Origin of the sequence: Pseudidiomarina aquimaris, from assembly GCF_003987395.1 — a bacterium.
Classification (GTDB): Bacteria; Pseudomonadota; Gammaproteobacteria; order Enterobacterales; family Alteromonadaceae; genus Pseudidiomarina; species Pseudidiomarina aquimaris.
In genome coordinates, this window is the sequence record NZ_PIPT01000001.1 from 34,707 (window position 1) to 58,977 (window position 24,271).

Sequence of the window (24,271 nt, forward strand, 5' to 3'; positions counted from 1 at the left end):
CTAGCTATTTACGCGTCGAGTGCGTCGAGTACAACTTGGTGATGGTCTTTGGTTTTGAACTTATCAAAGACCTGCGCCACTTTGCCGTTCTGGCCAATGAGAAAGCTGATACGGTGGATGCCATCGTATTCCTTGCCCATAAACTTCTTCGGTCCCCACACCCCAAAAGCTTCCGCAATCGCGTGATCTTCGTCGCTGAGCAGCGTGAAGTTGAGCTCATCGCGTTCGGTGAATTTAGCTAAGCGCTTCGGCGCGTCAGGGCTAATGCCAACGGTAATGACGTTGCGTTTGGCCAATTCAGCTTGATGGTCACGTAACTGCTGGGCTTGCACTGTGCAGCCTGGCGTCATAGCTTTCGGATAAAAATAAACCAAAACTTTGCCATCTTTTAGCAAATCATTGAGGGCAACTTGCTGTTCATTGGCGTCGAGTAGGGTAAACTCAGGTGCTTTATCACCCGCTTGTAAAGTCTTCATAACTCTCCTTACACTTTGCTACAGAGTTGGGTTGGTTAAAATCGTTAGAGTCGGTGCTTATGATAGGCAAAGGCATGCACGAACGCAAAGCGACAACCCTTGTGTTTGCCACCATTCGAAAGTACCATTGTCGCCTTAAAAAAGATCAGGAGCAGTAATGTTAACAGGTAGTATCGTCGCCCTAGTGACGCCTTTTACAGAGCAAGGTAATGTCGATTATGCGGCGTTGGAAGACTTGATTAATTGGCATGTCGAGCAAGGCAGTGACGGTCTTGTTATCATGGGCACCACAGGCGAATCCGCGACCATGAGTCATGATGAGCATGTACTGGTTGTGAGCGCCGCCTGCGAACTTGCTGACGGACGCATCAACATTATTGCGGGCAACGGTTCCAACGCTACTTCTGAGGCTGTGCACTTAACCGAGCGCATGGCACATCTGCCACTCGCAGGCTTCCTAAACGTTAACCCTTACTACAATAAACCGTCGCAACGTGGCTTAATTGAACATTATCGTGCTTGTTGCGCGGCGAGTGATTTACCACAGTTGCTTTATAATGTGCCGGGACGCACTGGCGCCGATGTATTACCAGAGCAAGTCGCTGAACTTGCCGAAATCCAAAATATTGTCGGTATCAAAGAGGCGACGGGCGACGTAGCACGCGTAGAACAGCTACGTAAGCTTTGTGGTAGTAACTTTATTTTGCTCAGTGGTGACGACCCCACGGGCTGTGATTTTATTTTGCAAGGCGGTGATGGCGTGATTAGCGTGACAGCCAACGTGGTACCGCAGCAAATGAAAGCGATGGTCGACGCAGCGTTGCGTGGTAATGCCGACGAAGCGCATCGTCTTGACGAAAAAATGCAAGCCGTCCATGCCGCGATGTTCGTGCAAGCGAACCCAATTCCAGTAAAATGGGCGCTGGCGTGTATGGAAAAATTAGCACCGAATTACCGGTTACCGATGACGGAGCCGGAACTTCCGCAACAACAACATATCGAACAAACATTAAAACAAGCCGGAATTATAAGCGCGGAGTCCTAATGAAAGTTTCTTCAATTGCAATGATTTGCCTCTCAAGCCTAGCCGTTAGCGCTTGCAGCTTCACACCGCGGGAGCAGGCTGAGGGTGGTTTTGACTATACCAATACGCAATCGGTGCAGGCACTTGAGCCGGCACCAGGTAAACAGCTTCCAGAGCGTTCACGGCGCTACGAAATTCCACCAGTTGATGGTACGGGAGCCGTGGGTGCGAACATGAATGTGCTACCACCAGTATTGGTGCGCGGCACTGCAGCTGGCAGCCGTGCCAGTGAGAATGTAGACGTTACCGCGGTTGATTTCTCTGAGCTGGATGGCATGGAAGACTTACCTAATTTTACTTGGGAAGGTATCAAAGCAGCATTGCAACGTGAAAATCTAACGATTGTCGCGGAAACTCCTGAGCAATCGTTGACTACCGGCTGGCAACAAGAACAATTGGAAGTCGGTGAAGATGAGCTAGCGGCAACCGTGCAGCGTCAGTATCAAGTGACCATGCAAGTGCCTGATCATCGCCGTACCGCCACAGTTACGGTCGACATGGTCGACAAAAAAGTAAGCGGCCCAGGTGCCAGTGAAGTGCCTGGCGGTGTGAGCGACACCAATGCCGAAGCGAATTTATTAAACGCGATGATCAATGAAATCGCTGTGCGTCAGCAGGGCGTTTTCGAAGCTGCTGAGGCGGCTGCTACGGTGACCGTTCAGCCAAGCTTTAATGACGCCGGCTTCCCAGCCTATCAACTCGATATTGGTTTCGATGTGGCCTGGCCACTGATGGCCGACGTCCTTGAAGGACTTGGCTTTGAAATCGACGACTTGAATCAAAGCGCTGGTATGTACTATTTAGAGTACATGCGCGACCCTGGTTTCAGTCTGGCGTTCTGGAATGACCAACGTGAAGGTAAACTGGATCTTGCCGACGGCTCTTATCAATTGAACGTCAAAGGTGATGATTCAACGACCACGCTGACCTTCTATCGTGGTGATACCCCATTAACTGCTGCCGACATTGATCGTCTTTACGGTCCGATTGCGGCAGAAATTCGTCAGCGCAGCGCGCTGTAACTTGTGATTTAGCTGGAGAACCTGCTGCTCATGGAAAAACGTACTGAACTTTATCGTGGTAAAGCCAAAACGGTTTTTACAACCGATGATCCGGAGCGTTTGGTCTTGCACTTTCGTAACGATACCTCGGCTTTTGATGGCGAAAAAGTTGAGCAACTCGAACGTAAGGGCATGATCAATAATAAGTTTAATAACTTTATTATGGCCAAGCTAGAAGCAGCAGGCATTCCAACGCAAATCGACAAAGTGCTGAGTGATACCGACACGCTGGTTAAGCGTCTCGATATGATTCCAGTCGAGTGTGTGGTGCGTAATTACGCAGCGGGCAGCCTCGTACGTCGTTTAGGAGTCGAAGAGGGGCAAGCGCTTTCGCCAGCTACTTTCGAACTGTTCTTGAAGAACGATGCGCTGCACGACCCGATGATCAACGAGAGCCATGCCGCGGCGTTTGGTTGGGCAACGGAAGCACAATTGGCCAAAATGAAAGAACTCACCTTCAAGGTCAATGAAGTGTTGAGCAAACTTTTTGCCGATGCCGGCATGCTGTTGGTAGATTTCAAACTTGAATTCGGTGTGGATGCTGACGGCACCATCGTTTTGGGTGATGAATTCAGTCCTGACGGTTGCCGTTTGTGGGACAGTGAAACCCGCAAAAAGCTCGATAAAGACCGTTTCCGCCAAGGCTTAGGTGGTGTGGTTGAAGCCTATGAGGAAGTCGCACAACGTTTAGGTGTTGAGCTTTAAGTAGCATCGTCTTCGTCATCCCAACTGTCGTTGGCTTTATCGTCTTCAGAATGCCGTTGCTTGCGCGACGGCATTTTCATATGTGCGGTATGCTTCAGTAGCATAATATTGCCAATCACCACCGCAAATACCACCAGTAAAATCAGCCAAAAAGCCATCCATCCTCTCCTGCATTGGTTGTCGGTGGGCAAACATTATCGATAAAACGTTCCTTCAGCTCCGTCAGACGGCTGAGTACGTAGTCTTTGCCAGCCACGTCATGTTGTGCAAGCGCATTACTTAGCACCGCCGTGGTTAATTGTTGCTGGGCCTGCTGTGCTTGCGTGTAATGGCTTAAATGCCATGGCTCAGCAGCAACGCCGCCGCGGTACTGGCGATAAGGAAAGTAAAAGCCAAAGTCAGCGGCATGTTGGTAAAGCCATAGCGCGAGCTCATGGCAGGGGCCACCCTCGTCATACTCTTCGGGTAATAATTGCAGACTGAGATCGCCACTACTGAAAGGGCGTGGATCAAAGACATCAAGGTCAGTACCCCAATGGTGGCGACTGGCACCGGGTAGCGCAGACCAGGTCATAATCGCTTCGACCTTTTCGCCGACAGCCAGCTGTGCCGGGTCCAGTCGTGCACCTTCGCTGTCGTACAGCGGTGCAGCACCACTAAATTTACGATTCCAAATACTTTGTTGGCGGGCAAAATCACGAAAGCCGGAGGCAATATCAAGCGCTAGACCAGCCTCTTGGGCGGCTGTTTGCATCGCTTTAAATGCGGCGAAAACGCTGGCTTGCAGTCGCACCGTCGGGCGGCAGCATGGGTCGCTAATGACATGGCTGTCGACTTGGCCGGTAAGCTCTTCTGCGCTTAGCATAACAATTGCTCCATTAAGCTTTCGTAGATGTCCGCCAACTGAATGAGATCGTTCATGCTGACACATTCATCAACTTTGTGAATCGTCGCATTCACCGGACCCAGCTCAATGACTTCGGCACCTGTCGGGGCAATAAAACGGCCGTCTGAGGTGCCACCCGCAGTCGATAGATGCGGGGCGCTGCCACAATGATGACGCACCGCAGCAACGGTGGCTTGCACCAACTCACCTTCAGCAGTCAGAAAGGGCTCGCCATTGAGCTTCCAATCAATGGCATAATCCAGTTCATGCGCATCAAGTATGGCACACACGCGCTGTTTCAGATCGTCCGCGCTGGTCTCGGTGCTGTAGCGAAAATTAAAGCTCACATGAAATTCGCCGGGAATCACATTGCCAGCGCCAGTTCCGGCCTGCACATTGGAGATTTGGAAACTGGTCGGCGGAAAGAAATCATTGCCGTGGTCCCACAGGGTGTCAGCAAGTACCGCGAGCGCTGGAGCTGCTTGATGGACGGGATTCTTTGCCAAGTGTGGATAGGCGACATGACCTTGGATACCAAACACCCGCAGTTCACCTGAGAGGGAACCGCGGCGACCATTTTTTACCACGTCGCCCACATGGGTGGTGCTGGAGGGCTCGCCAACTACACACCAAGTAATTTTCTCATTACGCGCTTCGAGTGTCTCAACGACCTTCGGAGTGCCATTGATGAATGGGCCTTCTTCGTCGCTGGTGATCAAAAATGCGATACTGCCACGGTGCTGTGGAAAGCGTTCTACAAAGCGTTCGGTGGCGACGATCATGGCAGCCAGGCTGCCTTTCATATCGGCGGCTCCGCGTCCATACAGCATGCCTTCATGCAGCGTTGGAGTAAAAGGCGGGAAGCGCCAGGCATGTTCTGAACCTGCGGGGACCACGTCGGTGTGTCCGGCAAAACAAAATACTGGACCGTGGTCGCCACGCCGCGCCCACAAATTGGTGGTATCGGCGAACACCATACTTTCGCAGGTGAAGCCAAGCGCACGCAAGCGTTCGCTTAGTACTTGTTGACAGCCGGCATCTTCAGGCGTTACTGACATGCGACTGATTAACTCTTGTGCCAGTGCAATGACCGCGTGTTCGGCGACTTTTGGATCCATGCTCATAGGTGCTTAAACCTCAAGCACTTGTTGCCATTGCGCCTCTTTAAAGCCAACCAGAAGTTGCTCTTGGTAAGCGAGAACTGGGCGTTTCATAAGCGTTGGGTAACGTTGTAACAGCTCAATGGCGACGCCGTCATCAGCGAGTTGTTGTTCATCGGCGCTCAGTTGACGCCAACTGGTGCTGCGTTTGTTGATAAGCGTATCGCGATCAACCTGTTGCAACCAGCGGGTGAGGGTTTCGGCATGCAATGGTTGCTCACGCACATCATGAAAGTCATAATCAACACCGTGTTTGTCTAGGAATTTACGTGCTTTGCGGACGGTGTCGCAATTAGGAATACCATAAATAGTTGCAGTCATTGTCTACTCTTTGATTAGGCTTTGAAGGACATGGCAAGCATTGTGACAAAAGCCATGTGGATTCTCCACAATTTGTGTGGATAAGTCTGTGAGTTAGCTGCTGTGAACTAGCTAAGCTATTGTTTTTAATGTCTATATTGATATGGTCAATGCTTGACCACATCGATCAAAAAGCGCGAGTATCGAGCAAAAATGAACCATTCGATTTGGCAAGTGTTTAAAAGCGGTCAAGAGTACGCAGCGATTTGGCCGCACCATGCGGTGGTGGCCGCAATGACCGAAACGCGGGTGGTGCCCGGGGTGAAGTTTGCCGCCAAATGGATGCCGGCAGCCGCGGTGATAAGCCTGTGGGTTCAATATCAGTGGTTGGGCAGTGAGATCTTGCCGCAAGCGATGGTCAGCTCACTGTTTCTATTGTCATTACCGGTGCAAGGTTGGTATTGGTTGGGGCGACGTGCGTTAAGTCAGCTCGATCCACGGTTGAAGCATTGGTATTTAGAGTTAGCGCAGAAACTGCAAGTGCAGCCGCGCACCAAACCCATTCGTATGGACTTGGCGCGCTTGCTGAATAAGGCGTTACGGGAATTACCGCCGGATGAACATTAAGGCTTCGATTAGAGTTTGAATTCACTCCAAATCGGCGCATGGTCGGAAGGCTTTTCAATGCCGCGTAGCTCGTAATCGATACCGGTGTCCACCAGTTTATCGGCTAAGCCTTGGGTGGCTAAGATCAAGTCGATACGCAGACCACGATTATCATCGAAGCCGCGTGAGCGATAATCAAACCAGCTAAATTGATCGGTCACGTCTTGATGTTGCAAGCGATAGGTATCAACTAAGCCCCAATCGAGGAGGGTGTTCAACCATTCACGCTCTTCTGGTAAGAAGCTACATTTGCCCGTACGCAACCAACGTTTAGCGTTATCGTCGCCGATACCAATGTCGCAATCTTGATGCGAAATATTCATATCACCCATCACCACCACCGGTTGTGATGCATCGAGTTGGTTATTCAAGTAATCCATTAAGTCAGCATAGAACTTTTCTTTGGCTGGAAACTTCAATGGATGGTCACGACTCTCGCCCTGCGGGAAGTAACCGTTGAGAATGCGTACGCGGGTACCATCGGCTTGCACAAAGTCACCCATGATCATCCGACGCTGGGCGTCTTCGCCATCGTTAGGGAAGCCAAGTTGTGGGTTTTCTAGCGGCTGCTTACTCAACAGCGCGACGCCGTAATGCCCTTTTTGACCATGAAAGAGGACGTGATAGCCCAAAGCTTCAACATCGGCCAACGGAAACTGGTCGTTATGAACCTTGGTTTCTTGCAGGCCAATGACGTCAGGTTGGTGTTTCTCAATCAGCGCCTGCAATTGATGTAAGCGGGCGCGAATGCCATTGATATTAAACGAAATCACTTTCATAGAAGTTTACTTCCATTGCTCAAGTTTGAGGTGAAATGCTGCTGCATAGTGAATGCGATTCAGGATACCAGAAGCGTTGGCTTGGTGCGACCTCAAGGCTGTCGCTGCGGCAAAATTTGGGTATACTGGCGGCAGAACGATAACAGCAAAAATGTAAGCGGAGAGAGCAACATGGCAACCCAGTGGTTGCAGTTACGTGCGGGGAAAAGTGCGTGGTTGCAGATTAAGGAACAGGGGCTATCAGAACGGGACATTCAATTACTGGTGGGAGCCTCTGGCGGACCCAAGTGGTTTGTCTTGCAAGGTCTTGATCGCTATTTGTTTGGCGAGTTTTTTGCCCAGCGCGAGGGCCATTTAGATTTGTTGGGCACGTCGGCGGGCGCTTGGCGCTTTGCGGCGCTGGGCCAGCGTGATCCGGTCGCCGCCAGTGAGTTGTTTGCGCGTCTCTATAGCACGCAAACATACAGCGAGAAGCCCGACGTGCGTGAAATCACCGATGAAGCACGAAAATTACTGGCCGAATATATCCCTGACCATGCAGTCGAGGACATTCTCAGCCAAGATCGCTTTCGTCATCATTGGATAGTGGTGCGTTGTCGCGGTTTGACGGCAGCCGAAGGCAAACGGCAAATGGTCGGCCTCTTGGCGTCAGCGGCGGCAAATACGGTCAAACGCAAATGGTTGGGCAAATTCTATGAACGGGTGATATTTCATCATCCAGCGTCTGCGGCGACCTTCACCGAACACTGGCAGGACCTACCCACGCGCTTTGCAGCTTTAAGCCGCGATAACTTTAAACAGGCGCTGCTGGCAACCGGCTCGATACCCATGGTACTCGAGGGGGTACGTGATATCCCGGGGGCTCCGGCCGGGGTGTACCGTGATGGTGGTGTCACCGATTATCATTTCGACCTCGATTTTAGCGGGGTGAATGGTTTGGTGCTGTACCCACACTTTCATCAAGAAGTGATCCCTGGATGGTTTGATAAAGGCTTAAAGAAGCGCCGTACCACCGGGGCTTTGTGGCCCAATGTGATCCTTTTAACGCCAACACAAGAATTCATTGACGCACTGCCGTATCAAAAGATCCCTGACCGCAACGATTTTGCCAATATGGCTGCCGACGATCGTATTAAGTATTGGCAGCAAGCGGTCGATCAAGGCCGGCGGATGGCCGATCAATTGCATGAATGGATTGCTACCGACCGCATTCGTGACCACATTGAGCTCTGGAGCTAAGCTAGCTCTCGACCGAAACAGAGGTAAAAAAATGGATTATCGTGGATACCCCAATTTCGCCCATGGGCAAGCTGACAAGATAGGTGTGTTGGTCACCAACCTTGGCACGCCCGATGCCCCAGACACGCCATCGTTGCGTCGTTACCTGAAGGAGTTTCTATCTGACCCGCGGGTGGTTGAAGTGCCACGCGCACTGTGGTGGTTGATTCTCAATGGCGTTATCTTACGTATCCGTCCGAAGCGTTCGGCCGAGGCTTACCGCACCGTGTGGACCGAACGTGGCTCACCGTTGTTATTCCATACCGCAGATCAAGCAGAGCAATTACAGGCGCGCCTGGCCGAACAATACGGCGACCAAGTGGTGGTGCGCTACGCCATGCGTTATGGCTCACCCAGTATGTCGCAAGTTATCGACGAGATGCTTGCGAGCGGTGTGCGTAAACTGGTGTTGTTTCCGCTATACCCGCAATATTCTGCCGCGACCAATGGTTCGACTTTTGATGCCTTAGCAAAAGAGTTTATGCAGCGGCGTTGGTTGCCTGATTTTCGCTTTATCAGCCACTACCATGACGATGACGGTTATATCCAAGCCTGTGCGGCACAAATTAGGGAGTACTGGGCGGAACACGGACAAGCAGAGAAGCTGATTTTCTCCTATCACGGTGTGCCGTTGAAATACCTGAAAAAAGGTGACCCGTATCATTGTGAATGCCACAAAACCTCGCGTTTAATTGCTGAGGCGCTAGGCTTAAGTGAGGAAGAGTATTTGACTACCTTCCAATCGCGCTTTGGCCGCGAAGAGTGGCTTAAGCCTTATACCGATGCGACGCTCAAAGCATTACCTGGGCTTGGCATTAAAAATGTCCAAGTTTTTTGTCCTGGCTTTAGCGCGGATTGCTTAGAAACCATTGAAGAAATTGGCGAAGAAAATCGCGAGTATTTCCTTGAAGCTGGCGGCGAAGCTTACGCCTATATTCCAGCACTGAATGCCAATGCCGCGCATATTGATGCCTTGCAAGCGATTATCGAGCGTGAATTGCACGGTTGGAGCTTAACGCGTGATACCAAGCTGACGGAGAAGCTTGCTAAACAGCGTGAGGAGCATTACGGTACACTTTAGTGAACAGGAGGAGTGCTGTTTAGGGTGGTAACGCAAACGGAACAAGAGCAAAGTCTCGGCGCTGCGATTTCACCGCTGCTGCAAGAGCATGCCGGCGAAAGCGGCGTTATCCCTCTGGTTGATGCGCGTGAAGCCTTTGCCGCAAGGGTATTACTCGCGCGTCGCGCGCAGCACAAGCTCGACGTGCAGTACTACATCTGGCGTCATGACATCACCGGTACACTGTTATTTGAAGCCTTGCATGAGGCTGCCGAGCGTGGTGTTAAAGTGCGCTTGCTGTTGGATGACTATAATACCGTAGGCCTCGACGCCACCCTCAAAGGCCTTCATCAGCATTCTAACATTGAAGTTCGCCTGTTCAACCCACTGAAGCTGCGCCGCCCACGCTTTCTCAACTACCTGTTCGAAATGCGTCGACTGAATCGTCGTATGCACAACAAAGCCTTTATTGTTGACGGGCAAGTGGTCATTAGCGGCGGTCGTAATATCGGTGATGAGTATTTTGGTGCCACCAGTGACATTCTTTTTGCCGACCTCGATGCTTTGCTTATTGGTGAAGTCGTCGATGCGGTCCAGCAGGACTTCGAGCGTTATTGGACGAGCGAGCCGGCGGTACCGTTAGACCAGCTGTATAGTTTTACTAAACCACAAAGTGTTTCCACACTCCACAAAATAGCCAAACGCTACGAGCAGGATCCGCGTGCGCAAGCCTATGTGAAGGCGATTGAGGAGTTGCCGTTCATCGATAAATTACGTCATCAAGATATCGATATCTATTGGGCGAAAACGCATTTGGTGAGTGATTTGCCAGCGAAAGCACTAGGCCGCGCTCAGCCGCAACAAATGCTGCCACATCAGTTGCAAGAAGCGATTGGTGAACCGCAGTCGCACATCACCTTGGTGTCGCCATACTTTGTGCCGACGCGCACCGGTGTTAATGAACTCATTGCCATGGCCAAACGCGGCGTGCAAATCATTATCTTGACTAACTCGTTAGAGGCAACGGATGTTGCGGTGGTGCATGCTGGCTATGCGAAATGGCGACGAAAATTATTGCGTCACGGCATTCAGCTATTTGAAATGCAGCGTTTGAGTCCTTTGGCGCGGCGGGAGCAGCGTAAAGAACGACGGCAGCGCTTAAAAGGTAAGGAGCGTTTCGGTTCCTCGGCTTCAAGCCTGCACGCGAAAACTTTTATGGTCGATATGGCACGGGTATTTATTGGCTCGTTAAACTTCGATCCTCGTTCGGCAGCGATTAATACCGAACTTGGCTTTGTGATGCACAGTCAAGCGCTCGCCAGTCGCCTCGAGCAAGCGATTATTAGCACCTTGCCGAACTATGCGTATCAACTACGCTTAATTAAGAATAAAGTGGTTTGGGTGGAGCGTTTGGGCCAACATCGGTCATGGTATTACTCAGAACCGAACGCTTCGATTTGGCGACGTGTCGCCGTGCGTATACTTGAGCGCTTGCCTATCGAGCGTTTTCTTTAAGGAGTGCATCCATGCGGTTAACCTTTCTTGGCGCTAGTGAAACGGTTACAGGCTCGAAATACTTATTAGAAACAGAAACCACCCGCGTACTCATCGATTGCGGCTTGTTCCAAGGTTACAAGTGGCTGCGTGAGCGCAATTGGCAGCCGTTGCCTTTGGGCATCAACGAGGTGGATGCGGTCGTTCTTACCCACGCACACTTAGACCATTCAGGCTTTGTACCGGTTCTGTATGAGCACGGTTTTCGCGGGCCAGTGTATACGCATTACGGCACCGTCGGCTTGTGCCAGATCTTGTGGCCTGACAGCGGCCGCATTCAAGAAGAAGACGCGAAGTTTTTAATCAAGCATAAATTAAGTAAGCACAAAAACCCGCGCCCCTTGTATGACGAAGCAACCGCTGAAGCAGCGTTGAAGCTGCTGCACGGCATCGGTTTTGATAAGCCGTTCCGCATTGGTGATATCGACTTCACCTTACAGCCGGCAGGACACATTCTCGGTGCCGCGAGCGTTATTGCCGAACACGAGGGGGTGCGCATCGGCTTTAGTGGCGATGTGGGACGTCCTGACGATATTCTGATGAAGCCACCGCGGCCACTGCCAGCAGTCGACTATCTGTTGTTAGAGTCTACCTATGGCGACCGCCGTCACCCTGAAACCGACCCATGGGCTGAATTCGCCGAGGTGGTCAACGAAACCGCCGCGGCTGGCGGCGTGTTGATGATCCCGAGCTTTGCTGTGGGTCGCGCGCAATTGTTGCAACACATGCTAGTGACCATGATGGCGGATGGGCGTATTCCGCGCTTACCGATTTTCTTGGATAGCCCCATGGCTATTAGTGTGTCGGATGTCTACAGCGAGCAACATGAATACCACCGGTTAACCCAAGCACAATGTGATGCGGCCGAGCGTGCGGTCATCTACACCCATAGCGTGGATGAATCAAAAGCTATCGCGCATCAGGGCGCGCCGCATATAATCATTGCCGGCAGCGGTATGGCGACCGGTGGACGGATCTTGCATCACTTTAAACATTGGCTTACTGATCATCGCAGCACCGTACTTTTCAGTGGCCACCAAGCGGGTGGCACGCGTGGGGCGAAAATGGTGCAGGGCAACGAACGTATTAAGTTGCATGGTGAATGGTTGCCGGTCAAAGCTAAGATCCGCCAGTTGGAAGGCCTGTCAGGGCACGCAGACTATACGGAAATCGGTGATTGGTTAAAGCAGTCAGCACTGCCAAGTAATACCAAGGTATTTCTTGTGCATGGTGAGCCCGATTCACTTGAAGCCATGTCGGATTACCTTAAGCAAACCACCAGCTATGACGTCCATGTCGCGGCGTATCGACAGGTGCTGCATTTTAACCAAGGTTAAGCTTCGGACTAAGCCACAAAGAGCATGACAATGGCGGTAGTCACCACCGCCAGCAGCACGTTCAGCACCACACCTTCACGTGCCATTTCGCGCACCGTTAAGCGCTCGGAAGAAAACACGATGGAGTTTGGCGGCGTTGCGACTGGCATGCAAAAGGCCGTGCTGCAGGCAATGGTCGCTGGAATCATGAGTAACGCAGGTGGCAGCTCGAGCGCCACGGCAGCGGCGGCCATGATCGGCATGAGCAGTGTTGCCGTGGCGGTATTTGAGGTGACCTCGGTCAAAAACGACACGCTCAGGGTCAGACAAAAAACCAGTAGCCAAATCGGTAGGACCCCAAGCCCGGTGAGAGCATCACCGATACGCAGACTCAAACCGCTACTGATAAAGCCTTGCGCCAGGGCAATACCACCGGCAAATAGTAACAAAATCCCCCACGGAATCGACACCGCGGCGTTCCAAGTGAGCAGCGGTTCGCCCTCGCGGTCGCGCCAGATGAACATAGCTAATACACCCGCAATGGCAACGGTCGCGTCGCCCACGTAGTTAAGTCCAGTTAAGGCGGTCCAACCGCCAAATGGGGTGGTGCGGGTGACCCACAACAGAACCACTAAGCCAAAAACGATAAGCACGCGCTTTTCAGCGGAGCGCATTGCGCCAGGTGCTTCGATGTGAAGTTCAATGTGGTCGTTAACGCGGCGGCCTAACCACCACGCCATGAGCGGAATCGCTACAATAACAAAGGGGACGCCGATAGCCATCCAGTCGGTAAAGCTAAAGGCTTGGCCGGTACTTGTTTCATACACCGAAGCAAAAATTAAGTTAGGAGGGGTACCCACTAAGGTAGCGATACCGCCCACCGATGCCGAATAGGCTAAGCCGAGCAGTAACGCTCGTTGAAATGGGGCGTCGTCGCAGGCGTCAGCTAGGGCCAGAGCAACGGGTAGGAGCGCTAATACGGCAGCGGTGTTCGAGATCCACATCGACAAGAGCGCCGTAGCCAACATGAAGGCAAACAGCATGCGCTTGCCATGGCCATTACCGATGGTGTGCACTAAACCGAGTGCCAGACGGCGATGAACACCACTCAGCTCCACCGCCTTGGCGAGCATAAATGCAGCCATGAAAAGCCAAATAATAGGGTTGCCTAGCGCCGCGGAAACTTCGTTAAGCGGGGTGATGCCACCCAACGGCAGTAGTAAAAAGGGTAACAGTGAGGTGACTGGCAACGGTAGTGCTTCACTTATCCACCACCATGCAATCCACACCGTCGCTGCTAAGGTCCAAGCGGCGGGGTGGGCAAAGGCAAAAAGCCATTGGCTAAGAACATAAACGCTTATTGCGGCGAGCGGTGCCGCAATCAATTGCCATCTTTGCATGTGACTGTCTTATTTGAAATTTAGTTCTATACAACATAGGGTAAAACAAGAATAAACAAAAGGAGTAGGTTATGACAGAACCCAGGAAGTGGAATTCCGCCATTCTGGTGCCGGTGTTTTTTCCAGCCGTTGCCGTTATCGCGCTACTGGTTATCGGTACTTTAGCCAGTCCTGAACTCGCCGGGGAAGTTTTTAGTGACGTCCTGGCGTGGATCACCGCTGACTTTGGTTGGTTTTATATGCTGGCGGTGGCGATCTTCTTAGTTTTCATCGTCGGCGTCGCAGTGTCGAAATGGGGGCGGATCAAATTAGGCCCCGACCATGCGGAGCCGGAGTACAGCTTTCCGGCGTGGTTTGCGATGTTGTTCTCGGCCGGTTACGGTATCGCTCTATTGTTCTTCGGTGTCGCCGAGCCGGTGCTGCATTACTCAAGCCCACCCGTAGGAGCAGCAGAAACCGTGGACTCGGCCAAGCAGGCGATGCAGATTGCCTACTTCCATTGGGGCTTTCACATTTGGGCCATCTACGGACTCGTCGGCCTGGTTTTAGCTTACTTTTCATTTCGCCATGGCTTGCCACTGTCCATGCGCTCGACGCTCTATCCAATTATTGGTGAGAAAATTCATGGCCCCGCAGGCCACGCGGTCGATACCTTTGCCATCTTAGGCACCATGTTCGGTATCGCCACCACCTTGGGGCTCTCGGTGATTCAAATCAACGCCGGCTTGAATTATTTGTGGCCAGAGATCCCGGTGGGTACGACGGTGCAAATTATTGCTATCGCAGTGATTACGGTCTTTGCCATTATGTCGGTGGTGGCCGGTTTGGATAAAGGCATCAAGCGCCTATCGTATGTCAATATGATACTGGTGCTGTTTATCTTGCTGTTTGTTTTCTTTGCCGGTCCGACCGTGCATATCCTCGAAACCTACCTGCAGAACACGGGTGCTTACTTAAATAATATTGTTGAGCGTACCTTCAACCTGCAAGCCTATTCGCGCAGTGATTGGATTGGTAACTGGACCTTATTTATCTTTGGCTGGACCATTGCTTGGGCGCCATTCGTTGGTCTGTTCATAGCGAAAATCAGCCGTGGTCGCACCATTCGACAGTTTGTGTTCGGGGTAATGTTTGTACCGACGCTGTTCACTTTCTTTTGGTTTAGCGTGTTCGGTGATACGGCGCTAAATTTGATCATGAATGAGGGCTACACCACCTTGATCAGTGAGGTACAAAACGATGAGGCGATTGCCTTGTTCAAGCTCTATGAGCGGCTACCGCTGACCAGCATTCTGAGTTTTGCTACGGTGGTACTGATTGTGACCTTCTTCGTTACCTCGTCAGACTCAGGCTCCCTCGTGATTGATTCATTGGCTTCTGGTGGCCGCACCGACACGCCAGTATGGCAGCGTATTTTCTGGGCGAGCTCAGAAGGTATTGTTGCGGGTGTGCTGTTGCTTGCCGGTGGTCTCGGGGCACTGCAAACTGCGTCCATTACCAGTGCCTTGCCATTTGCGGTGATTATTCTGATTTCCGCCTTTGGTATGTGGCGTGCGCTGGTGATTGAAGGCCACCAATATGCGAGTCTGAAAAGTGCCATGCGCACCCACCGTCGCGGTGTCCACGCCGGACCCAGCTACTGGAAGAAACGTCTCGCCGGTGTGGTTGAGTTTCCACAGCAACAAGAAGTACGGGAGTTCATCGAGCATACCGTTATCGACTGCTTGAATGACGTCGCGAAAGAGCTACGCGAACACGATTGGGAAACCGAAACCAACTTCGATAGTGAACACCTTCGTTCCATCTTAACGGTGCGCAAAGAGGGCGAAGTGGAGTTTAACTACGAAGTACGTCTACGGGCCTATCAACGTCCTGACTTCGCGATGGTGAATGCCAAAAACGCAGATAAGCAATATTATCGTGCGGAGGTATTCTTGCGCCAAGGCGGTCAAGCGTATGACCTGTATGGTTACGAGCCGGGGGATATTATTAACGATGTCATCAACCAGTTCGAAAATTACCTGCAGTTTATGCACATTTCGCCGGGTAGTTTACCGTGGGATCTTGAGAAGCACGACGACGACCTCAATTAGTTGAGGTCGTTATTCAAGGTCTTTTAAAATCTCTGCGAGCGGTTTGGGCTTGGCAAAATAATAGCCTTGCCCAAAACCGCAACCTAATTCCGTTAAACGAATCGCTTGTTCAGCGGTCTCAATTCCTTCCGCGACAACCTCGATATCGAGCTGGCGTGCCATCGCTAAAATACCGCGAACAATGGCTTCATCACTGCTTTTACCGACGATATCCTGAATAAACGCACGGTCAATCTTCAGTCGGTTGACCGGGAGCTTCTTCAGATAGCTTAGACTCGAAAAGCCGGTGCCAAAATCATCAATCGAGGTAGCAATGCCCGCATTACGGAAGCGCTCAATCAGCTTGATAGCATGATCGCTGTCGTCCATTAAGATACTCTCGGTAAGCTCTAGCTCAATACGGTTGTTGGCTAAACCATGGGCTTCAATGGTAGTGATGATTTGCTCAAAAAAGTTGGCGCGACTGAACTGCAGTACCGACAAATTAACTGAAACGCATAGTTGCTCGCGCTTCTCCAGCATCTGCTTCAAATCGACACAGGCTTGTTCCATCGCCCATTCACTCGCAGGTATGATCTGGCCGGTGGCTTCAGCCATTGGAATAAAGGTATCCGGCGGCACAAAGCTGCCGTCCTCTAATTGCCAGCGCATGAGTGCTTCGACCCCGACCATCTCGCCCGATTGCAAAGCGATGATTGGCTGATAATGCAACGCCAACTTTTCTTCATCAATCGCTTGCTGGAAGCGGTTGCGCAGATGGATATCCACTCGCTTACTGTGCTCTTCGGCCCGCTTAAAGAAATGCAAATGGTTACGACCCTGTCGCTTCGCGAAGGTCATCGCGGTATCTGCTTGCTGGATCAAGTCGACCGCAGACTGACCCTTGGCACATTTACAGGCCACACCGATGCTCGCAGTTAGATAAAGCTTTTGCTTACGAACTTGGTAGGGCTCAGCAAGTTGGGCAAGGAACGCTTCGCCTTTGTCGGCAATCGATTGTAACGAGTTGTCACAAAGCGCAACGACAAATTCGTCACCACCAAAGCGGGCGACAAAACTCGGTTCATCGAGGCCTTGCTGTAAACGCTGGGCGACCTGGGTAAGCACTTCGTCACCAGCGGCTAGGCCCATGGATTCGTTGATCGGTTTAAAGCCGTCGAGGTCGATAAAAAGTACCGCCCACTGGCAGTTGGGCTCTTTGCGCTCGCTTGCCTGCAAGACCGCGGCAAAGCGTTTTTCGAAAGCATGGCGATTGTAAAGTTGCGTGAGTGCATCATGCTCAGCTTGAAAGGCGAGTTGCTGCTTGTGCTCCATACGTTCGGTTATATCTTGGTGAATACCGATAAAGTGCGTCACCTTGCCCTCGGCGTCAGCGACAGGTGCTAATTGCAGTTCGTCCCAGAAGGCGGTGCCGTCTTTACGGTAATGCATCACTTCGACAGTACATTCGCGTCGTTCTTTGAGCGCCGTACGAACCTGTTCGATACTCTCGGGTGCAGTGTTAGGCCCAACTAAGAAGTCACATGACTTGCCAACGATCTCGTCGGCACTGTAGCCCGACATCGCTTGAAATGCGTCGTTGGTGTAGATAATCGGGCTGGTGTCGTCGCCAGCATCCGAAATGACGATGCCATTGGTGCTGACGTTAATGCTGCGTTCGAGAATATGTAGTTGTTCGTCTTTGGCGCGGGATTTGGTGACGTCTTTAGCTATACCAAACACCCCTGTTATTTCGCCCTCGATCATGATCGGCAAATTCGTAACATGAATGAACATCAATTGGGCATGGCGATTGAATACGGTAAGCGGATATTCGCAGGTTTCACCTGCTAGCGTGCGTTGGAAATTATCTTCCGCTTTGGCGCGCTCGGCAGGGTGGATGAAGGCACTAAAGTGGGTCCCGATGACGCTATCAAGATCGACATCGAGTATTTTCAGTACGGCGTCATTAGCAGTGGTAACCAAGCCATCTGTATCGAGGGAATAAACCGCATCGGGATGATAAGCAAATAGCGAACGGTACTGTTGTTCATTCAGTTGCATCTGCCATTGCTGGTCGTGCAAGCGTTGCTGCGTTGTGCGTAAGCGGTCGCTGTGTTTACGCAAAATTCGGTTTTGTTGCGCGAGAGCCAGAAAAGCAATGCAAAACATAAAGCCAAGCAAGGCTAAAACCATGCGCAGGTTGGACGCACTAATTAACTCGTCAAATGAATACATACTCACCGACAGCGTCAGTGGAGCACCGTTGGGGATCGCGAGCTGTGCTTCGGCGATTGAAAGTTCATTGCGGTTGAATGGCTTGTCTGCTTCAAAACTTAGGACGCGCTCATCACTCAGTGCGGCATAGATTTTCAAATGTTCGGGTAATAAGCGGGTTTCTGGGCTAACCAAGCGCATTAAATCGAACACCACAAGTAAATAAAACTGTTGCTCAGCCGTTTGTTCCACGGGCATTAATAAGAGTCCGAGGGGTTGCCGGTTCAGTTTAAATTCATCTTCTGGAATCGACATGGTGATGGTATCGGGATCAGACGCAAGCCAGGCTTGCACTGCAGGATGGCTAATGTGCGCCATGTAGGCTTGATCGCCATCACGGTGCTGTTGCCACTGCGGAACACCACGTGAATCGATTAAATGAATGCCAAGGTAATGCGGAATATCGCGTAAGTAGGCAGCAGCATCAAAGCGGGCGAAGTCTGAGGTTGCCGAAACCCCTAGCTGTTGCCAACGCTCACGCAAACGATTCAAAATTTGTAGGTTCACTTGAATGGTCTGCTGGCGAACTTTGGTAACTTTTTCGATAGTGTCGATAGCTTCTGCGCGAATGCTTTTAATTTGGTTAAAGCTCAACTGAAACCAAATAGAACAAATCGCAATAACGAACGCGAAAGTGAGCCAAGCGGCTGGATTACGGTTTAAATCAAAAAGCAAAACACGGTGATTGCTGGCCAGCAATAATGACACACCGATGAGCACCATGGTCAGGGCCGCAAGACTCGTCACCGGCGGATGAGGCCCGAGTAGGGCAAAACCGTCATCGAAAAAATGCACGCCAATAGCGATGGTGGCCAGCACAATTAAAAAGCCTGCAGACGCGCGCATCCAGCGTCGTTGAACTTTCTGCCGAGGATTCAATAGTAAGGCCACGCCCAGTAAAATAAAGGTCAAGGCGACCGGCGGATAGAAGTAGGCGTCGATCGAATCAAGGAATTCAAGGTAGAGAATCGAGGTCAGCGATAAATTGACTAACAGGCTATGCAGTGCCGCTAAGATGACAATAACCGCAAAGGTTACTTGGATCTTGCGTTTTTTTGCGGCGAGTCCGAATAATGCGAAGGCCACCGCAATTGCGACTATGCCAGAGGTATTAGAAATCACGCGCTCGAATGCGCTCGCGGGATTTGCATAACTGTTAAGAAGTAGCCCCAATAGGCCAAACATGAACGTGGCACTAATAGTGACGAACAACGTAACGTTTACCAGCGATAACGCGAGACTACGACGATAGACCATGTGTTTTGTTATTTTTTTTATATTGCATGAGAAGCTTTACTGCAATATGAGCTAAATCAACGCTTAGGTCAATCCTTGGCTGGAGCATCATAACGCATCACATGACGGTCTTCGCCAATGCCTAAATAGTCTTTTTCTGTGGACTGTATGACAAAGCCGCAGGCCTGATAGAGCTTGATTGCTGCTTCGTTGGCTGGTGCCACACTCAGCCAGATAGAACGATAGCCGCGTTGTGTTACATGTTGTAACCAATGTTGCAGCAAGCGTTTGCCTAGGCCCATGCCGCGTTGAGTTTGATCCACCAGCAGTGACATTAACCACAATTGCTGGGGCTCTTGACCCGGTGCGCCCAAACAATAACCGGCCAGTAAGCTAGATGGGTCGGATTCTACCCGCGCTACCTGAAGCAAATCAGGCCATTGATGCAAGGCTTGATAAAAAAGCGGGGCAGGGTAGCCGTCGTCATGATAGTAGCTCGCCTCTAAACGAGAAAGCGCGGCAACATCGTCGAGTGTTGCCGCGCCCAAAGTCAGTTCAGTTATTTTAGATGTCACGGTTGAACTGCACCGTAAAGGTCACTGGGATCACATGGTCAATCGCTTGCAAACCAGCAATCTCTTGCAGCTTGTTAATACCTTTAACCAGACCAAACTCTTTTGCGCTAATTAATACCGGTTGCGAGGTTGTCGCAACAACGTGGTCCGCATCAAGTTTGGTGACTTGCAAGGCGGCATCAACTTCGACGGCTTCGCCGGCAATAAATACCTTGATAGGCACTACGACCGGTAGTGTGCCAGTGGCGGTTTCTAAATCATAAATTTCTGTTGGAATCGATGCTGTCGCAGTTACGTTCGCATACTCCTCGGCATTAAATAAATGCTCGAGCATACGTTCATTGCGAATCGGAATCGCTGTATCAAGACTTGCGACTGGAATCGTCACCTTGAGCTCGCCGTCATTCATTTCACCCGTGAGTTCAGTGAAGCGATGAATTTCGGCAACGTTGTCATTTTTCACTGAAACAAAGTGCAGCGTTGAACGCTCGCTATCGAGGGTCCAATCGTCGGCGTGCGCACCAGCGCTCAGCACTAATGCCGCTGCTGTTGCAGTAAGGAGTGACTTCAACATATAACCTCCAAGGCTGAAAATGTAATTAGTAATACTAGCATATCCCTTTGATTGATCACTCGTATTTATCTGCTCGCACCGCCTTTACATAAAATTATCGTATAAAAATTAATCCTTTTTCGAACACGCCAACGTACAACCCCACGACGCCAAATAATTTCAAACAGCGAACAGCGATTAGCAAACAACGCTTTTCGATATTTTCATTAGCAAGGAGTATTACCATGTTAAATCTAGCATCAACAATGAAATGGTTAGCAGGTGCACTGCTCATCGCCGCAGTATCAACTACAGCAGCAGCACATAATCACGGCAACAAAAAAGATATCGTCGACATCGCCGCCAGCGATGGTCAATTCTCTACTTTAGTTACTGCAGTAAAGGCGGCAGGCTTGGTAGACACCTTAAAAGGTGACGGTCCATTTACCGTTTTTGCACCGACCAACGATGCCTTCGCAGCGTTACCAGAAGGTACGGTCGAGAATCTTTTGAAGCCAGAAAACAAAGACCAATTGGTTGCTGTATTGACCTACCACGTGTTGGGCGACAAAGTTCCTAGCTCTGCGATCGCAGGTAAAGAATTGTCGACAGCCACCGTGCAAGGTGAAGAAGTCGCTATCGACGCTACCGACGGTGTGCAAGTGGGCGGCGCTAATGTCGTGAAAGCCGACATTATGGCAAGCAACGGCGTGATCCACGTGATCGACGCGGTGATTCTGCCACCGTCAATGCGTTAATCCTTGACGGCAAAAGAGTTCTCCCTGAGTAAGTAAGCAGTAGGCCCCGCATTGCGGGGCTTTTTTTTGCATAAATGACACTTTGTCGACAATCTGTTGGCTTGGATCATTGAAATGCACATAAAAACCCATTAAAATGCGCTTCTCTTTTGGAAACTGTCGACATATTAAATATGACCGAACATCCAAGTTTACTACGCCAAGCGATCACCGCCTCCGACCGTGTGCTATACGAGATCCAACGTGCCATTGTCGAAGGTGCCATTCCCGCAGGCAGCAAGATCAGTGAACCCGAGTTAGCACGCCGCTTCGACGTCAGCCGCGCCCCCTTGCGTGAAGCGCTGGCACGCCTAGAGCGCTGTCACCTCATCGAACGTATCCCGAATGCGGGGGCACGGGTGGTGACCCTGACGCCAGAAGGCTTGATTGCCCTTTATCAAATCCGCGAAGAGCTCGAAGGACTCGCCTGTCGCCTTGCCGCAGAGCAGATGCCCGCCGCAGAAATTGATGAACTCGCTGCCTTGCTCGATCAACATCTGAGTACGCAACGTGTGCGTGAAGGCGAAAGCTACTATCAAGAAGCCGGTGACCTCGATTTTCATTACCGTGTCATTTTAGGCAGCAAGAATCCCTATCTAATTAATATGCTTTGTGACGAGTTGTATTATTTGGTGCGCATGTATCGCGTACAGATGGGGATGAATGGACCGCGGGTGTCACGGGCCTTCGACGAACATAAAGCCATATTGAGTGCCATTGCCAATCGCGATGGCGAACTTGCCGATTTATTGATGCGTCGGCACATCGCGGCGTCGCGCCGCAACATTGAGAAGCAATTAAACGAAATGCAATTAGCAGAGAAGGAACACGCATGAGCCAGGTACACAGTGCAGGCGCAAAATTGCGCCAAGCGATTAAAGACGAAAACCCATTGCAAATTGTCGGCACCATTAATGCCTACACCGCAATGATGGCCGAAAAAGTAGGGCACAAAGCACTTTATTTGTCAGGTGCGGGCGTTGCCAATGCCTCGTTTGGCCTGCCAGACCTCGGTATGACGTCGTTGAACGATGTGTGTGAAGATATTCGCCGTATCACGGGTGCTACGGACGTGCCTTTGTTGGTTGATGCCGACACCGGTTGGGGCGGTGCCTTCAACATTTCGCGTACGGTCAAAGAAATGACCCGCGCTGGCGCAGCTGGTTTTCACATTGAAGACCAAGTCGCCCAAAAGCGTTGCGGCCATCGTCCAAACAAAGAAATTGTCACTCAAGGTGAGATGGTGGATCGCGTAAAAGCCGCCGTTGACGCGCGTATCGACGATCAGTTCTTGATCATGGCGCGTACCGATGCTTTACAACAAGAAGGTTTAGAAGCGGCCATCGAACGCGCACAAGCCTGTGTTGAAGCTGGCGCTGACGCAATTTTTGCCGAAGCTGTACACACTCTTGAACAGTACCAAGCCTTTACCAACGCGCTGAATGTGCCAGTTCTTGCTAACATTACCGAATTCGGTGCAACACCATTGTTCAACAAACAAGAACTTGCCGATGTTGGTGTCGAGATGGTGCTGTATCCATTGAGCGCGTTCCGTGCCATGAACAAAGCCGCACTGAATGTTTATGAAAGCATTCTTGCCAACGGCGATCAAAAAGCGGTGGTCGATGATATGCAAACGCGCGCGGAATTGTATGAGTTCTTGAACTATCACGCATTCGAGCAAAAGCTCGACGAATTATTTAAAAAATAAAAAGCGATGTTTGCTGTTCGATGTTTATGAAAGGCGATGTTTGCTATTCGCTGTTTGATGTTTGTTTAGATCTAAACAAAAAGCGAACGTAGTGAGCGTGCGAACAGCGAATATCGAACAACGGTTTTTCGAACAGCGAATATCGAACAACGATTTTTCGAACAGCGAATATCGAACAACGATTTTTAAGGAGTTTATTATGGTTGATAAGAAATTAGGTGGCGCGGGTTTGCGCGGACAAGTTGCTGGTGAAACTAAACTATGTACCGTTGGTAAAAGCGGTTCAGGCTTGACCTACTACGGTTATGACATCAAGGAATTGGCAGAAAAAGTAAGCTTCGAAGAAGTGGCTTATTTGTTGGCGCACGGTGAATTGCCGAAAGCGGACGACTTGGCTGCTTACAAAGGCCGTTTGGCGAAGTTGCGTGGCTTGCCACAGTCACTGAAAGACGTGCTTGAGCGTATTCCTGCCGACGCGCACCCGATGGACGTGATGCGTACCGGTTGCTCGTTCTTGGGCAACATTGAACCAGAAGATGATTTCACCCAAGCGGACGACAAAATTGAGCGTCTGTTGGCGGCGTTTCCAAGCATCTTGTTGTACTGGTACCACTTCAGCCACAACAACAAGCGCATCGAAACTGAAACTGACGCAGATTCAATCGGCGCGCACTTCTTAGAATTGTTGCACGGTAAGAAGCCGTCACAATTGCATGCTGACGTAATGAACACTTCGTTGATTCTGTATGCAGAGCACGAGTTTAACGCGTCGACCTTTACTGCACGTGTTTGTGCTTCGACCTTATCGGACATTTTCTCATGTGTGACTGGTGCGATTGGCTCACTGCGTGGTCCATTGCATGGTGGTGCCAACGAAGCCGCGATGGAATTGATTGAAGACATGAAAGACGCTGATGATGCTGAGAAAACCTTGATGGGCATGCTCGAGCGTAAAGAAAAGATCATGGGCTTCGGTCACGCGGTCTACCGTGAGTTCGATCCACGTAACGACATCATCAAAGCATGGTCTGAGAAGCTTGCTGAAGAGAATGGTGATACGCGTTTGTATGACGTGTCTGTGCGCTGTGAAGAAGTTATGTGGCGCGAGAAGAAGTTGTTCCCGAATGCGGACTTTTTCCATGCTTCTGCTTATCACTTCATGGGCATTCCAACCAAGTTATTCACGCCAATCTTCGTGATGTCACGCGTAACCGGTTGGACTGCACACGTGAAAGAGCAGCGTGCAAATAACCGCATCATCCGTCCAAGTGCGGATTACATTGGTCCAGAGCCACGTCCAGTACCAGCACTGAACGAACGCTAAG

23 protein-coding genes are annotated in these 24,271 nt (G+C 50.8%); 13 read left to right on the forward strand and 10 right to left on the reverse strand.

All coding sequences use genetic code 11. From position 1 onward, the window contains the following. Positions 1-8: 8 nt before the first annotated feature. Positions 9-476: a thioredoxin-dependent thiol peroxidase gene (bcp, locus tag CWE21_RS00225; protein ID WP_126832035.1), complete on the reverse strand. Its 468-nt coding sequence runs from the start codon at positions 474-476 to the stop codon at positions 9-11. A 157-nt stretch (positions 477-633) separates the two neighbouring features. Between bcp and dapA the strand changes: the two genes are divergently transcribed. From dapA to purC, 3 genes are read left to right on the forward strand one after another with little or no spacing between them, the layout of a single operon-like run. Beyond that, positions 634-1,521, forward strand: a complete 888-nt coding sequence (gene dapA / locus CWE21_RS00230; RefSeq protein WP_126832037.1) for a 4-hydroxy-tetrahydrodipicolinate synthase — start codon at positions 634-636, stop codon at positions 1,519-1,521. Then, a complete protein-coding gene (gene bamC, locus CWE21_RS00235; RefSeq protein WP_126832039.1) occupies positions 1,521-2,582 on the forward strand; it encodes an outer membrane protein assembly factor BamC in 1,062 nt (353 codons plus the stop codon). The genes dapA and bamC overlap by 1 nt, the downstream gene beginning before the upstream one ends. Before the next feature lie 30 nt (positions 2,583-2,612). After that, entirely contained in the window at positions 2,613-3,326 is a 714-nt protein-coding gene (purC, locus tag CWE21_RS00240; protein ID WP_126832041.1) for a phosphoribosylaminoimidazolesuccinocarboxamide synthase, read from the forward strand. On the opposite strand, the gene CWE21_RS00245 is transcribed toward purC, so the two are convergent. Genes CWE21_RS00245 through CWE21_RS00260 form a run of 4 tightly spaced genes read right to left on the reverse strand, consistent with a single transcriptional unit; the run spans position 3,323 to position 5,693 of the window. After that, positions 3,323-3,484, reverse strand: a complete 162-nt coding sequence (locus CWE21_RS00245) for a DUF2897 family protein (RefSeq protein ID WP_126832043.1) — start codon at positions 3,482-3,484, stop codon at positions 3,323-3,325. The two genes, purC and CWE21_RS00245, sit on opposite strands and share 4 nt — an antisense overlap. Continuing rightward, a complete protein-coding gene (locus tag CWE21_RS00250; protein ID WP_241970184.1) occupies positions 3,469-4,191 on the reverse strand; it encodes a M15 family metallopeptidase in 723 nt (240 codons plus the stop codon). Before CWE21_RS00250 ends, CWE21_RS00245 begins: the two co-directional genes overlap by 16 nt. Beyond that, entirely contained in the window at positions 4,185-5,330 is a 1,146-nt protein-coding gene (gene dapE, locus CWE21_RS00255; RefSeq protein WP_126832963.1) for a succinyl-diaminopimelate desuccinylase, read from the reverse strand. Before dapE ends, CWE21_RS00250 begins: the two co-directional genes overlap by 7 nt. A gap of 12 nt (positions 5,331-5,342) precedes the next feature. Beyond that, on the reverse strand, positions 5,343-5,693 hold the full coding sequence (locus tag CWE21_RS00260) for an arsenate reductase (protein ID WP_126832046.1): 351 nt from the start codon (positions 5,691-5,693) through the stop codon (positions 5,343-5,345). A gap of 192 nt (positions 5,694-5,885) precedes the next feature. On the opposite strand from CWE21_RS00260, the gene yfbV reads away from it, so the two are divergent. After that, on the forward strand, positions 5,886-6,299 hold the full coding sequence (gene yfbV, locus CWE21_RS00265) for a terminus macrodomain insulation protein YfbV (RefSeq protein WP_126832048.1): 414 nt from the start codon (positions 5,886-5,888) through the stop codon (positions 6,297-6,299). 8 nt (positions 6,300-6,307) lie between these two features. Here yfbV and xthA read toward each other — a convergent pair whose 3' ends face one another. Next, positions 6,308-7,117, reverse strand: a complete 810-nt coding sequence (gene xthA / locus CWE21_RS00270; RefSeq protein ID WP_126832050.1) for an exodeoxyribonuclease III — start codon at positions 7,115-7,117, stop codon at positions 6,308-6,310. 171 nt (positions 7,118-7,288) lie between these two features. Between xthA and CWE21_RS00275 the strand changes: the two genes are divergently transcribed. From CWE21_RS00275 to CWE21_RS00290, 4 genes are read left to right on the forward strand one after another with little or no spacing between them, the layout of a single operon-like run. Beyond that, positions 7,289-8,356 (forward strand): alpha/beta hydrolase, encoded by a 1,068-nt coding sequence (locus tag CWE21_RS00275; protein WP_126832052.1) that lies wholly within the window; start codon positions 7,289-7,291, stop codon positions 8,354-8,356. 31 nt (positions 8,357-8,387) lie between these two features. Next, complete coding sequence (gene hemH / locus CWE21_RS00280; protein ID WP_126832054.1) at positions 8,388-9,476, forward strand: ferrochelatase; 1,089 nt, start codon at positions 8,388-8,390, stop codon at positions 9,474-9,476. 24 nt (positions 9,477-9,500) lie between these two features. Next, positions 9,501-10,970: a phospholipase D family protein gene (locus CWE21_RS00285; RefSeq protein ID WP_198675030.1), complete on the forward strand. Its 1,470-nt coding sequence runs from the start codon at positions 9,501-9,503 to the stop codon at positions 10,968-10,970. Between the two features lie 11 nt (positions 10,971-10,981). Then, positions 10,982-12,346, forward strand: a complete 1,365-nt coding sequence (locus CWE21_RS00290; protein WP_126832058.1) for an MBL fold metallo-hydrolase RNA specificity domain-containing protein — start codon at positions 10,982-10,984, stop codon at positions 12,344-12,346. An 8-nt stretch (positions 12,347-12,354) separates the two neighbouring features. Here the strand turns inward: CWE21_RS00290 and CWE21_RS00295 are convergent, their stop codons facing one another. Further along, positions 12,355-13,725 carry an SLC13 family permease gene (locus tag CWE21_RS00295; RefSeq protein WP_126832060.1) on the reverse strand — a complete coding sequence of 457 codons (1,371 nt, stop codon included), beginning with the start codon at positions 13,723-13,725 and terminating at the stop codon, positions 12,355-12,357. Positions 13,726-13,796: 71 nt separating this feature from the next. Between CWE21_RS00295 and CWE21_RS00300 the strand changes: the two genes are divergently transcribed. Beyond that, positions 13,797-15,818, forward strand: a complete 2,022-nt coding sequence (locus CWE21_RS00300) for a BCCT family transporter (RefSeq protein ID WP_126832062.1) — start codon at positions 13,797-13,799, stop codon at positions 15,816-15,818. A gap of 9 nt (positions 15,819-15,827) precedes the next feature. Here CWE21_RS00300 and CWE21_RS00305 read toward each other — a convergent pair whose 3' ends face one another. The 3 genes from CWE21_RS00305 to CWE21_RS00315 form a co-directional block, all read right to left on the reverse strand. After that, positions 15,828-19,331 (reverse strand): putative bifunctional diguanylate cyclase/phosphodiesterase, encoded by a 3,504-nt coding sequence (locus tag CWE21_RS00305; protein WP_126832064.1) that lies wholly within the window; start codon positions 19,329-19,331, stop codon positions 15,828-15,830. 68 nt (positions 19,332-19,399) lie between these two features. Next, a complete protein-coding gene (locus CWE21_RS00310) occupies positions 19,400-19,885 on the reverse strand; it encodes a GNAT family N-acetyltransferase (RefSeq protein WP_126832066.1) in 486 nt (161 codons plus the stop codon). Beyond that, the gene (locus CWE21_RS00315) at positions 19,875-20,459 is read right to left on the reverse strand and encodes a YceI family protein (protein WP_126832068.1); all 585 of its coding nucleotides are present in this window, start codon (positions 20,457-20,459) and stop codon (positions 19,875-19,877) included. The genes CWE21_RS00310 and CWE21_RS00315 overlap by 11 nt, the downstream gene beginning before the upstream one ends. 224 nt (positions 20,460-20,683) lie before the next feature. Between CWE21_RS00315 and CWE21_RS00320 the strand changes: the two genes are divergently transcribed. The 4 genes from CWE21_RS00320 to prpC all read left to right on the forward strand — a co-directional run bounded on the left by CWE21_RS00320 (position 20,684) and on the right by prpC (position 24,270). Continuing rightward, entirely contained in the window at positions 20,684-21,196 is a 513-nt protein-coding gene (locus tag CWE21_RS00320) for a fasciclin domain-containing protein (protein WP_417682918.1), read from the forward strand. Between the two features lie 173 nt (positions 21,197-21,369). Then, positions 21,370-22,071: a GntR family transcriptional regulator gene (locus CWE21_RS00325; RefSeq protein ID WP_126832070.1), complete on the forward strand. Its 702-nt coding sequence runs from the start codon at positions 21,370-21,372 to the stop codon at positions 22,069-22,071. After that, positions 22,068-22,946, forward strand: coding sequence for a methylisocitrate lyase (prpB, locus tag CWE21_RS00330; RefSeq protein ID WP_126832072.1), 879 nt, complete (start codon positions 22,068-22,070; stop codon positions 22,944-22,946). Before CWE21_RS00325 ends, prpB begins: the two co-directional genes overlap by 4 nt. Before the next feature lie 199 nt (positions 22,947-23,145). Further along, complete coding sequence (prpC, locus tag CWE21_RS00335; protein ID WP_126832074.1) at positions 23,146-24,270, forward strand: bifunctional 2-methylcitrate synthase/citrate synthase; 1,125 nt, start codon at positions 23,146-23,148, stop codon at positions 24,268-24,270. Position 24,271 lies beyond the last annotated feature (1 nt).

Excerpts from the sequence above, each read along its gene's own strand:
- bcp (WP_126832035.1), bottom strand. The coding sequence starts at position 476 with ATGAAGACTTTACAAGCGGGTGATAAAGCACCTGAGTTTACCCTACTC.
- dapA (WP_126832037.1), top strand. The coding sequence starts at position 634 with ATGTTAACAGGTAGTATCGTCGCCCTAGTGACGCCTTTTACAGAGCAA.
- bamC (WP_126832039.1), top strand. The coding sequence starts at position 1,521 with ATGAAAGTTTCTTCAATTGCAATGATTTGCCTCTCAAGCCTAGCCGTT.
- purC (WP_126832041.1), top strand. The coding sequence starts at position 2,613 with ATGGAAAAACGTACTGAACTTTATCGTGGTAAAGCCAAAACGGTTTTT.
- CWE21_RS00245 (WP_126832043.1), bottom strand. The coding sequence starts at position 3,484 with ATGGCTTTTTGGCTGATTTTACTGGTGGTATTTGCGGTGGTGATTGGC.
- CWE21_RS00250 (WP_241970184.1), bottom strand. The coding sequence starts at position 4,191 with ATGCTAAGCGCAGAAGAGCTTACCGGCCAAGTCGACAGCCATGTCATT.
- dapE (WP_126832963.1), bottom strand. The coding sequence starts at position 5,330 with ATGGATCCAAAAGTCGCCGAACACGCGGTCATTGCACTGGCACAAGAG.
- CWE21_RS00260 (WP_126832046.1), bottom strand. The coding sequence starts at position 5,693 with ATGACTGCAACTATTTATGGTATTCCTAATTGCGACACCGTCCGCAAA.
- yfbV (WP_126832048.1), top strand. The coding sequence starts at position 5,886 with ATGAACCATTCGATTTGGCAAGTGTTTAAAAGCGGTCAAGAGTACGCA.
- xthA (WP_126832050.1), bottom strand. The coding sequence starts at position 7,117 with ATGAAAGTGATTTCGTTTAATATCAATGGCATTCGCGCCCGCTTACAT.
- CWE21_RS00275 (WP_126832052.1), top strand. The coding sequence starts at position 7,289 with ATGGCAACCCAGTGGTTGCAGTTACGTGCGGGGAAAAGTGCGTGGTTG.
- hemH (WP_126832054.1), top strand. The coding sequence starts at position 8,388 with ATGGATTATCGTGGATACCCCAATTTCGCCCATGGGCAAGCTGACAAG.
- CWE21_RS00290 (WP_126832058.1), top strand. The coding sequence starts at position 10,982 with ATGCGGTTAACCTTTCTTGGCGCTAGTGAAACGGTTACAGGCTCGAAA.
- CWE21_RS00295 (WP_126832060.1), bottom strand. The coding sequence starts at position 13,725 with ATGCAAAGATGGCAATTGATTGCGGCACCGCTCGCCGCAATAAGCGTT.
- CWE21_RS00300 (WP_126832062.1), top strand. The coding sequence starts at position 13,797 with ATGACAGAACCCAGGAAGTGGAATTCCGCCATTCTGGTGCCGGTGTTT.
- CWE21_RS00305 (WP_126832064.1), bottom strand. The coding sequence starts at position 19,331 with ATGGTCTATCGTCGTAGTCTCGCGTTATCGCTGGTAAACGTTACGTTG.
- CWE21_RS00315 (WP_126832068.1), bottom strand. The coding sequence starts at position 20,459 with ATGTTGAAGTCACTCCTTACTGCAACAGCAGCGGCATTAGTGCTGAGC.
- CWE21_RS00320 (WP_417682918.1), top strand. The coding sequence starts at position 20,684 with ATGTTAAATCTAGCATCAACAATGAAATGGTTAGCAGGTGCACTGCTC.
- CWE21_RS00325 (WP_126832070.1), top strand. The coding sequence starts at position 21,370 with ATGACCGAACATCCAAGTTTACTACGCCAAGCGATCACCGCCTCCGAC.
- prpB (WP_126832072.1), top strand. The coding sequence starts at position 22,068 with ATGAGCCAGGTACACAGTGCAGGCGCAAAATTGCGCCAAGCGATTAAA.
- prpC (WP_126832074.1), top strand. The coding sequence starts at position 23,146 with ATGGTTGATAAGAAATTAGGTGGCGCGGGTTTGCGCGGACAAGTTGCT.